Consider the following 12,080-nt stretch of genomic DNA (forward strand, 5'->3'; position numbering starts at 1 on the left):
CGGATAACCATCTGACGGTTGGAAACTTTTTGCTTCAAAGTAACCGCCAGCTCGTTGTAATGGTTACGGATATTTTTGGTTTCACCCCAAACAGGCTGCCAGGTTTCATCAAAAGCAGCCGTTTGCTGGTCTGCCAGCTCAAAATTGTTGTACAGGGAAATACCGCTCCTGGTAGCAGCATTACTCTTTTGTATTTCCGTATTAAACTCCTGCTTTACAGAATTGTCCAGCAATTCTAGACCCAGCCTGCTTTTCTTAATAACCGCTCTCCCTTTATAATTTAACGCGTAAGCGGGTGAGCCATCCTGCTGTAACGAAAAATTCATGAGGAAATTACCATCAGGAGATTTTAACTGCTGAGCTTCTGCATGTAGAACAGCACTCACAATTAAGGCTGCAATCAGGAACTTTTTCATCATATTGTTTTGAATTATTACTTTTTTATTTTAAAATTTTGAGAACAACACATGCGTGGGGCGCCAGGCTTTTGGAAAATGATAACATTTCCCCTAAATCCTGATGTAACCAAATATCTCTTACCTTTTTTGCTCCCTTCAGGCCCAGGTCGGAAAAACTAATTTTTCTTGTTTTGAAAGCGGATTCTCTGTTAAAAAGAGCCACCACCCAGTCACCATTTGATAACTGGCCGGTCCACACCTGACTTTTTTCATCAGCAGGATCGCTGGCGAGAGGTTTGCCGACAAAACCGTCTTCCCGCAAAGCCAGCAACTCTTTGTTCTGGTACACCCATAGATTATCCCCGATAGAGTTATACCGGTCTGCAACAGTGACGGCCCCACCAGAAATGATACATGCAGATACCACGCTCTTTTTCTCCTCGTTATTTGAAAAAGTGTTGATCCGTAAGAAGTCCGGATCAAGGATCATTTTGCCTCGTCCTGAAATTTCAGACCAGTAAATAAGCCCATCCATCGCATTGGCATAAACAGACCAGCCCGTTCTTTTTACCCCCCGTGCATTATCGCTCCATTTCCACCACTTACCATCGCCTGCATCTTCATTAATCCTGATCATGTGTCCATACTTCTTTTCCAGCTCCGCATCATTATACAGGTGCGGCATTACCAGGCTAAGCAGCATCCCGTTCTCATCACAGGCTTCTTTTATCCATTTCAACGCTGTTTCGTAATAAGCACGAGGGCGTTTGGGGCCTACCGTGCCCATGTACCGGTCCCAGCCATCTTCAAACCAGGAAAGGAAATCCACTCTTAAATACTTCACACCCATGTCAGCATAAAACTGCACATAACCTTTTACATATGCTTCGGCGCCGGGCTTGTCCACCTGTACCCATTTAAACCAGGTAGCGTTCTCCCCCTCGTTCATAATGCTGGACAAAGGAATGTTTGTTCCTTTTATTTTTATTCCTTTGTCCGCTGCAGTTTTAATTACCCACAGCGGATTATTATAAATACCCAGCTCCATGCCCCGGCTTTTCAGATTTCGTGCCCACCAGGCATAGTCGTGTTTCCAATGTGTGGAATGCGAAGTGCGGTATCCGTCCCCGTTAAACTGGCTGTCATCTCCCCATCCGTCAATACATACCATTTTATAGCCATAATCTTTCAGGTTCTTATCCATCCAGTCTATGTTCTTTTCCCATTCTTCTTCGGGAATATAACCGTCAGTAATGATGTTATACTCGTAAGGGCTCCAGTACAATGGCCCTGTAAACGGGTTTTGTAAGGAATCTGCCGGGTGGATATCGCCATTGTTAGAATGCGACTTTTGGCAGCTGCTAACGGCAAGGAGTGCGAATGCTATGTAGCAGAAAAATCTCATCTGTATCTTTTACTGTTTAACGATTGAAATAGTTTCGTGCAACTGGTTAAATGTGATCTTGTAATTACCCGCTTCTGCGATCTTCCATTTATTATCCGGATTGCCCCCGGGAACAAAAATGGCATTGGTACTGCCGGGCCCTTCACCATTCACAGGTGGCATAAAGAAATCTGTACCCCAGTTTCCGGTAGAAACAGGTATTTTAAATTCACCGGCGCTTAAAGGACCTGTATAGGTAAACTCGTAAGGATTTCCCGGTGTTGCTACCATTGGTGTTGGCGTTTCAATATTCCATCCTGCAGGGGTAGCATCACCTACTATCCACATACCGGTATAAGGTGTAAATGGTACAATTTTAATAAATGGAGCGGTGCTGATGTTGAGCAAAATTTTGTACGGTCCGGGTTTGGCTATCCGCCATTTGTTGTCGGGGTTACCGCCGGGTATTAATTTAACTTCTGTGCTGGTAATATCCGGATTGTTGGTAGGCGGCATAAAGAAGTCGGTGCCCCAATTGCCGGTAGCCGTGGGAATTTTGAACTCGCCCGCATTCAGCACTTCGTTGAATTTGAACTGGAAAGCATTAGTGGGGTCCTTGCGCATAGGATTAGGATTTTCAATGTTCCAGCCGTTGGGCGTGGCATCGCCCACCACCCATAATTCAGCATAAGCGGCGCCGGTTGCAGCAGGCGTTACTTTAATGGTTACTGTGTTCGACACTGCCGAAATGTTTTTTGAAGGAACCTCTCCCAGCAGCGTTATAGTAAGATCGGCGGCAGTGCCTATTTGCATACCTAAACCATCCACCAGGATATTATTAAGCTCTCCGTGGTTAAATCTTTTGCTGATGGCCCCCGACGCTACATCAACAGAATCTTTCACCTCCCCATTTGATAAAACAAGCCGGTATCTTACCATAGAATTGGCAAACGCATCCCAGGTTACTGTTACGGCTTCATCGCCCGGCTTTGCAGAGTTGATGACTACATTATCTGCCGAGGCAGACAGCTCGCCTGTTTCAAATGGAAAGGGTGTAGGTGCTTTAAGCTCTTTTTTACAGGCCTGCAAAAAGAACACCGCTATAAAGGCTAACAAAAGCCCGGGCATCGCCTTTTTTGCTGTATCGACACTATTGTTATTCATTGCAAGTAGTTTATAAGAAAATATAATAGCTGTTAGATATGCTGAATTAATAACCAGGGTTTTGCTTTAAACCAGGCGTAAGGCTGATGACATTTTGCCCGATCGGATAAATCCTGGTATGGTCGTCATTATCGGGTTGTTTATCCCACCAGGCACCTACATTGAATTTTCCCCAGCGGATCAGATCGGTTCGCCGGCGCGCTTCAACTAAAAATTCACGTCCCCATTCATCCAGCATTTCCTGGTCGTTGAGCTGTACGCCGCTGGACTGGTACAAGCTTGCAGAACCTGCAGGATAATTACGTTTGCGCACCGCATTTAATAATACCGCAGCAGCGGCCTTATCCCCTGCACGGTATTTACATTCTGCAAGAGAATAATAAACCTCTGCCAATCTTATTTCAGCATAGGCTGATGCAATGGCGTTGGGATCGCCTGTAGGGTAAACAGGATACTTTGCTACCCATATACCGGAGTTATCATCCGCGTGATTCATGTTCGATTCTTTATCAGCAGGCTTTTCGCCAGGAGGCGTATCTTTGAACCAGCCTACCTGGTCACGCGCAAAAATGGTATAACCGCGGTTACTTTTTACCAGTTGACTGGGATTGTTATAATAAGGCAGATACCCGTAAAGGAACATGCCTTCTCTCTGGCTGTTGCCAAGGTTTTTATATTTTTTCAGCCTGAGATCATCAGCATACCGCTGAAACTTAATAAATGGCTTTCCCATAGAGAAAGCATATTCCACGCTGTCTACATCGCGGCCCGGCTGCAAGGCATAACGGGTATTCATACCGCCAAAGTCGGTAAAGCCGAAGAAATGCTGTGCCTGGTGCGGACCCATCCACCAGTACATATCTGCACTATAATGCCAGTGCGTACGTGCTAAAGTAGATGGAAATCCAAAAATCACTTCCGCCGAGTTGGCGTTGTCATAATCGAATGGCTTATACCAGGTATCTTCCAACCTGTAGTTGCCATACTTACCATCAATAATATCCTGGCAAACAGCTGCACATTCAGCCAATTTGCTTTGGCCGATATATACTTCTGCATTCAAATACAATCTCACCAGCAACGCCGCTGCCCCGCCTTTTGTCCAGCGGCCGATACCCGTAGCGCCCAGATCCTGCCTGAGAGGTAACCCGGGAAGGGCATCTTTCAGCTCCTTTTCAATAAAACTGAATGTTTCTTCGGGAGTTGCCTGGGGGGGCATCCCTGTTTGCCCTTTAACTTTTGTTACAATAGGTATATTACGGTACAGGTCAAAAGCACGCAGGTTCATCCACGCCCGGTGCACTTTCAGCTCAGCGATGAAATCAGCCTGCTCGGCCGCTGTAATGTTTACTTTATTAATGTCAACAGCCTCTATGTCTTCCAGTGAGTTGGTAGCCAGGCTGATCCCCTGGAACAATGCATTCCACATATCGCTGGTATAATCATCCTGGATGGTCCAGGTGTGGTAGTGCGCACGCTGGTATTTTCCGCCATCAAACCAGTCGCCGTCACGGTTTGGCGTCATTAACTGGTCTCCGGGCAGCTCCTGTGCGTAAAACAGCCCACCCCCCTGGATGGTCCAGTATCCATGTTCAAAAGAACGCAGGAAATCCCGGATTACATCATCTCTTGTCTGAAGAAAATTTTCAGAAGTAATGCGGTCGTATAATGTTTCATCCAGTTTGGTACAACCTGCAAATAAGAGCACAACTGCACCATATAATGGGATGAAAAATTTATTAGTAAAATATTTCATGTGTATATTTTTTATTATTTTTTATTGCCACATGGAATAGCCAGGATAATCTCCCAAGTAGTCCTTTGGACATGCTTTTGGATATAAATAATTTTTATGGCTATTTCATTTTCAATAATGATTATAAGTTTTAAAATTTTACCTGCAAGCCTACAAGCAATTGTGTGGTAGATGGATAATAAGAAAGCGATGTATTAACACCTGGCGCTAACCCGTTTATTGAAACAGATTCCGGGTCGCCGGTAGTGAATTTTGTAAACGTGTACAGGTTCCTGGCAGCGCCATATAAGCGGATAGAGCTGACCTGTTTTATGGGCGATTTAAAATTATAACCTAACGTAACGTTATCAATTTTTACGAAATCTCCTTTTTCCAGAAAGTAATCCGACAGCGTGGAATATGTTTGGGGGTTGGTAAGCGCAGCATATTTTCCATCACCGTAGGCAGACTGTAATACATTGGCGCCCCCCTGTGTAACCGGTGTGCCAATATAAAACGCCGTGGTATTGAATATATCATATTTGAACGCTCCTCTAAGGAAAACAGAAACATCTAACCTTTTATAAGTAAATGTATTTCCTAAGCTGGCGGTATATAATGGCAGGCCGTTGCCTACAAATTGCTTGTCATCTTCTTTTGCCGTATTGCCGGGAATAATATTCCCGTTTTTGTCATATACCATCAGCCGGCCTGTGGCATCAATACCTGCAGACTTGTACATATAAAAACTACCGATACGGCGGCCTTCTTCAAGCCTTTGCGCCGGGCCCGGGGATCCGGGAGCAGGCATACCGGCCATATACTGATAGTTTTGCCCCTGGTACACATTATTAGAAAAAGAAACAAAATTGTTATTATTAACAGCCCCGGTTAGAGACGCGGACCAGGAAAAATCGTTGTTTTCAAGCACCCTCGCATTTAACTGCATTTCCAATCCCGAATTTTTCATGGTGCCCACATTGGCGAAAGTAGTGGTTTGTACAAACGGCGGCACCGGCACGTTGTAATTTCCCAGCAGGTCTTTATTGGTCCTGATATAATAGTTGATGCTACCCGTCAGCCTTCTGTTCAGCAGATCGAAATCAACCCCCAGGTTAAAGTTCTGGGCTTTTTCCCATTGCAGGTTATAATTGGTATTCTGGCTGGGGCCCCAAACCTGGTAAGAACCGCCATTGAACGTAAAATAACCGTAGCCTGAATAAGTATCGAGCGATAAATAGTTCCCGAAATCCTGGTTGCCTGTTTCGCCATAGTCAGCACGCAGCTTCAAATCGTTTATCCAAGATACTTTGGGAAAGAAGTCTTCTTTAGTAATGTTCCAGCCCAGGGATACGGCAGGGAAATATCCCCATTTATTGTCGTACCCGAATTTGGAAGATCCTTCATAGCGCAGGCTGGCCGATAGAAAATATTTCTTTGCAAGATCGTAATTCAGCCTGCCGAAAAACGCGATCAGCCTGGAGTCGTTTTTATAAGAACCTACGGTCCTGAAAGTATAATCGCCCGGCTGCGGGTTAAGCGGGATAGGTATATTATACTGCCCAGTACCCAGATTATTATAGGTCAGTACATCGGAGGGGAAATTCTGGTTGCCCGCATTCATGCCGGAATAAACAAAGTAATTATAGGAGTAACCACCCATCAGGTTAAAATTGTGCTGTTTGATACGTTGCTTGTAGTTCCCTATCCATTCAAAAACATACTGGTCGCTCTTTTTGTATCTTCTTTCCGCAGAATTTCTGCCGTTTCTCTCATTAATAGCGCCCGTATTATAGGATGGTGTAAACTCGAAATCAAAGAAGTCAGAGGACTGCTGACCGAGCGTAACCTGCGAATACAGGTCCTGGGTGAGGTTCAGCTTAAAGGACGCGTTCCAGTCGAGGTACTTACCTTCTGTTCCGCTCAGCACGGTTTTCAACTCTTCCACCGGGTTATAAGCGCCGGTAAACCCTGTATTAATGAATAAGAATCTATTGGGATTTAACGTATCATAAATGGGTAATGTGGGGTTTAAGGTAAGGCTCTGATTAAAAGCGTTATAACTTGAGTTATTCGATTTCAGGTAACGCGGGGCGATATTAACCGTAGCGGTATATAAATTATTGGCTGAAGTATGAGTAAGGTTCAGCCTTGCACCGTATTCCTGCTTATCCGACCTTAAATCAAGCCCCTTAGCATCCCTGTAGTCGAATGACACAATATAGTTTGTTTTAACGCCGCCGCCGGCAAACTGCAGGGTATGTTTCTGGTTGAACGCATAGTTCCTGCTCACGGATTTAAACCAATCTGTTTTAGCGCCGTAGTTGGTTCCCCGGTTATGCGCTACAAACTCTTCAGGACTTAATACTTTTATCCGGTTAGTAGGAAGGTCAAAGCTGGTGTAGCCATCATACATGGCATAAGACGCACTTGAGCCTTTCTTCGTTGTAATAATAATAACGCCGTTGCTGCCGCGCGTACCATAAATAGCCGAAGCCGCACCGCCTTTCAGCACGTCGATAGACTCGATATCGTTCTGGTTCAGGTTATCTGCATTGCCGCCGGGCACTCCATTAATGACATATAACGGGCCAAGACCCGCGTTTCTTGAGGACACACCGCGCAACTGGATGCTGGGACCGGCATTCGGATCGGAGGGTGCAGTATTGACTACATTCAACCCTGCCACTTTTCCCTGCATGGAATTGAGCACGGCATTGCCGCCAAATACGTTAAGGTCTTTGCCGCTCAAATGGGTGATGGCACTGGTTACTTCCTTTTTGTCAAGCGTTCCATAGCCGACCGATACAACTGTTACCTCGTCAAGGTCTGTATTGGCAGGATTCAGTAATACACTGATCAGCCCGTCAGAAACAGGTACTTCCCGGGTTTCATAGCCAATAGAAGAAATGACCAGCGTAGCGGTTGTTTGAGGCACATACAGCGAAAATGAACCGTCTTTACCGGTTACTGTCCCTGTTTTAGCATTTTTGACATTTACGGACGCAGATACGACGGGAGTTCCTGCCGAATCCGTAACGGTTCCTTTTACCTCCCTGGTCTGTGCCCATGCAGCAGTTTGTATCATCAGCAGGCAAAGGCAACTGAATAATAAAAGTAATAATGGTTTGTGGATCATAACCTGAGTTTTAATTATATTGATGCAAGCTTGTTGTAAGCGATCTCTATAGCGTTTGGGATATATTGCTTTTGTGCAATTCAAGAAAAACAGTAATGGTCCGTGAACAATAGCAAAGCAATAACATTTCAATCGCCAGTTAACAAAATTCACATAACCAAACAATTAAGCTCATTCACAGCATCTCAATTTTATATCACAGTGTCTCAATTTGATTTTTTTGTCCTTTTATTAATTATTTTAGTTTCATAAGTGAATGTTTGAAAAGATATCTCATTATATACGCCGTTTGCATTTTGCTTGTATCCGATTATTTACAGGCTCAATCCCTCTATTTTAAAAATTATCAAACGAACAGCGGCTTGTCAAACAATACCGTCAACTGTATTATACAGGACAAGCAGGGCTTTTTATGGTTGGGTACAAGAAATGGATTGAACCGGTTTGACGGAAAAAATTTCAAGATTTTCAGGCATAGAAAAAACGATACCGGTAGTATTGGCAGCTCCTCGGTGCTCAGTTTGTGCGAGGACAGCAAAGGGAATTTGTGGATAGGCACTTCCAAAGGGGCGTATATCTATAACGCTATGCAGGAACGGTTTTCATTGATCGGTAATATACCAGCCGGAGAAGTCAGGAATATAAAAGCGGCCGGGAATGATAACTGGATTGTATGCGATGCTGCACTTTACAGGTACAATACCGTGGAAAAAGTTACCGAACATATAAAAATACCAGCATCGGTTAGGACTATTACCATGAGCAGACTTCACAACATACTGTTCGTAGCGCTTTATAACGATAATATTGAGCAAATTGATGTAGCAACAAAGAAGTCTGTGACTCATACGATATCTGAATTTAAAGGAGCTGACCAGCTAACACAGATACAGGATATTTACAGCCTGAACGACAGCCTGCTGCTGATAGGCACTTTTAACAGGGCCTACATAGCAAATCTTCATCAGAAAAGTCTGAAAAATATTTTTGCGGACAGTCCGTTGTTCAAAAATATACAGGTACACACTTTTATTGCACAAAACGATAGTATATTCTGGATTGGTTCGGAAACAGGGATCTATGTATACAATATCAATAGCCATAAAATCGTACATATTCCGAGAGACCGGTATAACCCCTATTCTCTTGTTCATTCTTTTTACAAAGACAGGGAAGGAGGCATTTGGGTAGGCACCTTTTTCGGGGGTGTGAACTACTTCTCCGACCAGCTCAACAATTTTAAAAAGTATATGCCCGGTGTGGATCCCAATTCCCTTTCAGGCAGTTTAGTACATGAAATATGCAGGGACAGGTATGGCAATATGTGGGTAGGCACCGAAGACGAAGGCTTAAACAAAATAGATGCTATTACCGGGAAAATCACTCATTATAAGGCTGATGGTAAAAAAGGAAGTATCGCCTACAATAATATTCATGGATTAACAGCCTGCGATAACGAGCTTTGGATAGGCACTTACGAGCATGGTCTTGATGTAATGGATATCAAAACAGGAAAAGTGCTAAGACATTATGACGGTGATGAGGAAAAGCATGGCCTGACGGGAAATTTTATAGTAGCTCTTTACCGGACAAAAGCAAACGATATTTTAGTAGCCACATGGAACGGATTGTTTAAATATGACAGGAAAAACAACCGTTTTATACGGTTCCCCCATTTCACCTTCCAGGTGCAAAGCATGCGTGAAAGCAGCGATGGCCTGTTGTGGATAGCAACCTATGGCAACGGCGTTTATGTGCTCAATCCTGATTCAGGGGTCCTTAAAAACCTGCGGTCAGAAGCCGGCAACAGTAATACGCTGTTGAATAATTATGTAAACAGCCTCTACGAAGATCACCAGGGCAATTTCTGGTTCTGCACAGAAGGTGGGCTGAGTAAATATGAGCGAACCGGAAAGTTTATCAATTATACAATAGATGATGGCCTTCCGGACAACCAGGTATATCGCGTAGAGGAAGATAAAAATCACCATCTATGGATATCCTCGGCAAAAGGATTGATCCGCTTACATCCGCAATCGGGGAAAATGACCATTTATAAGGCTACGGACGGGCTGCCTACAGAACAGTTTAATTATAACTCTTCTTACAGAGACAATGACGGCAGGCTGTTTTTTGGAACCATAAGAGGAATGGTCAGCTTTAAACCTTCTGCATTTATTAAAAACAATGATGTTCCCCCGGTGTATATTACCAATTTACTGGTCAATAATAAAGAACCGATTATCAGTGCTTCGGGCTTACTGAAGCAATCTGTTTTATATACACAAAACCTGCGCTTACCTTATGACAGCTCTAACCTTAGTTTTGATATAGCTGCTTTAAGCTTTATATCACCCGAAAGCAACACCTATAGCTATATTATGTACGGTTATGATAAAGACTGGACAACCTTTACAGGAAATCAAAAAATTTATTACAACAAGCTGCCTCCCGGTTCTTATCAGTTCAGGGTCAGAGGAGCAAACAATAGCGGTATTTGGAACCCGAAAGAAACAATACTGAATATCCTGGTTACACCGCCCTGGTGGTCTTCCACATGGGCCTATATATTTTATGCGTTAAGCATTGGAACTATAGGTTTTCTTGTTTTAAGATACTACATGCTCTTAATGAGGGCCAATAATACACGAAGAATGGATATCTACGAACGAAAAAAAGAACGGGAGATATACAACCTTAAGTTAGAGTTTTTCACCAACCTGGCGCATGAGATCCGAACACCATTGACACTTATAAAAATGCCGCTCGACAAAATAATAACTACTCAAAAATTTGCCGATAAAGAAACCAGCAGTAACCTGGCCCTGATACAAAAAAACACGTTGCGCCTGATACAACTTACCAATCAACTATTAGACTTTAGAAAAGCAGAAACTGATAATATGAGCCTTACATTTACTAAAACAGACATTAACGTGCTCTTAAGCGAAGTGTTTAACGACCTGAAGTACCTGGCCAGGGCTAAATCACTGAACTATGAGCTAATAATGCCACGAATGAGCCTTACAGCTATAGTGGATGAAGAAGCACTGAAAAAAATATTTACCAATCTTGCTCACAACGCGATTAAATATGCCGAATCGGAAGTGAATATAAAACTGCTGCCATTTAACAGCGACGATATTATGTTCAATGTTGAGTTTAAAAACGATGGGAATAAAATACCTTCTGATAAAAAAGAAAAAATATTTGAGCCTTTTTACAGGTTAAATGAACCAGATAAAGACACAGGAACCGGAATAGGATTACCGCTGTCACGTTCGTTAGCAGAATTACACAAAGGGAGCCTGTCACTCGTTATAAATGATGAAGAATACAGGAACTTTTTCCTACTATCTATTCCAATATTTCAGTACCAATCAATAGATATTAAGCAACTTCCAGATGAAGAAAAGCCAGATGATGAATTCTATACAGCAGCCCTGGAAAACAGCGATGAAATTGAGAAGCCCGTTATTCTTTTGGTAGAGGACAATAAAGAAATATTGACCTACCTGAACAAAGAGCTGCATACAAAATATACTGTTCTGAAAGCTACAAACGGAGCTGATGCATTGGATATTATTGATAGTAACAATGTACAATTAGTTGTTACAGATATAATGATGCCTATAATGGATGGAATCGCTTTGTGTAAAAGAATTAAAAGCGATATCCAGTATAGTCATATTCCCGTTGTATTTCTTACTGCAAAGAATGCGCTTGATGCCAAAATACACGGATTAGAAATAGGTGCGGATGCGTATATTGAAAAACCTTTTTCATTAGAATATTTGTTAGCGCAGATAAAGAATATTGTTAACAACCGTAAAATCATTAAGGAATACTTCACCAATGCTCCTATTTCTCACTTAAAAGAAATCAATGTTTCTGCAACAGATAAAGATTTCATAACACACCTTAATAAGGTCATATACGATAACATTTCCGACATTGACCTAAATGTTGAGGAGCTTTCAAAGTTAATGAATATGAGCCGCCCAACATTGTACAGAAAAATAAAAGGGCTTTCAGATCTAACGCCAAATGAGTTAATTATCGCTTCCCGGCTGAAAAAAGCAGCGGAATTATTATCCCAAAGTGATTACAGGATAAATGAAGTGGCCATTATGGTGGGATATAGCGTTCAGTCTAATTTTTCAAGAGACTTTCATAAACACTTTGGAATAACACCAAGCAATTTCGCAATGAAGCAAAATAATATAAAGGGATAAAATGATCGGCTCAAAATACGCTAAT

At 42.7% G+C, this 12,080-nt stretch carries 6 protein-coding genes; 1 reads left to right on the forward strand and 5 read right to left on the reverse strand.

The window, feature by feature from the left end:
- The 5 genes from ACYVBM_RS16365 to ACYVBM_RS16385 all read right to left on the reverse strand — a co-directional run.
- Positions 1-419, reverse strand: a 419-nt coding sequence (locus ACYVBM_RS16365; RefSeq protein WP_460686766.1) for a glycoside hydrolase family 97 N-terminal domain-containing protein, incomplete at its 3' end; no start/stop codon positions are given.
- Positions 420-441: 22 nt separating this feature from the next.
- A complete protein-coding gene (locus ACYVBM_RS16370) occupies positions 442-1,803 on the reverse strand; it encodes an alpha-galactosidase (RefSeq protein WP_460686767.1) in 1,362 nt (453 codons plus the stop codon).
- Between the two features lie 9 nt (positions 1,804-1,812).
- Positions 1,813-2,946, reverse strand: coding sequence for a SusF/SusE family outer membrane protein (locus tag ACYVBM_RS16375; protein WP_460686768.1), 1,134 nt, complete (start codon positions 2,944-2,946; stop codon positions 1,813-1,815).
- A gap of 46 nt (positions 2,947-2,992) precedes the next feature.
- Positions 2,993-4,702 carry a RagB/SusD family nutrient uptake outer membrane protein gene (locus ACYVBM_RS16380; RefSeq protein WP_460686769.1) on the reverse strand — a complete coding sequence of 570 codons (1,710 nt, stop codon included), beginning with the start codon at positions 4,700-4,702 and terminating at the stop codon, positions 2,993-2,995.
- Positions 4,703-4,832: 130 nt separating this feature from the next.
- A complete protein-coding gene (locus ACYVBM_RS16385; RefSeq protein WP_460686770.1) occupies positions 4,833-7,820 on the reverse strand; it encodes a SusC/RagA family TonB-linked outer membrane protein in 2,988 nt (995 codons plus the stop codon).
- A gap of 260 nt (positions 7,821-8,080) precedes the next feature.
- On the opposite strand from ACYVBM_RS16385, the gene ACYVBM_RS16390 reads away from it, so the two are divergent.
- A complete protein-coding gene (locus tag ACYVBM_RS16390) occupies positions 8,081-12,055 on the forward strand; it encodes a hybrid sensor histidine kinase/response regulator transcription factor (RefSeq protein ID WP_460686771.1) in 3,975 nt (1,324 codons plus the stop codon).
- Positions 12,056-12,080 lie beyond the last annotated feature (25 nt).

This window comes from Niabella aquatica (assembly GCF_054779315.1).

Excerpts from the sequence above, each read along its gene's own strand:
- ACYVBM_RS16380 (WP_460686769.1), bottom strand. The coding sequence starts at position 4,702 with ATGAAATATTTTACTAATAAATTTTTCATCCCATTATATGGTGCAGTT.
- ACYVBM_RS16375 (WP_460686768.1), bottom strand. The coding sequence starts at position 2,946 with ATGAATAACAATAGTGTCGATACAGCAAAAAAGGCGATGCCCGGGCTT.
- ACYVBM_RS16385 (WP_460686770.1), bottom strand. The coding sequence starts at position 7,820 with ATGATCCACAAACCATTATTACTTTTATTATTCAGTTGCCTTTGCCTG.
- ACYVBM_RS16370 (WP_460686767.1), bottom strand. The coding sequence starts at position 1,803 with ATGAGATTTTTCTGCTACATAGCATTCGCACTCCTTGCCGTTAGCAGC.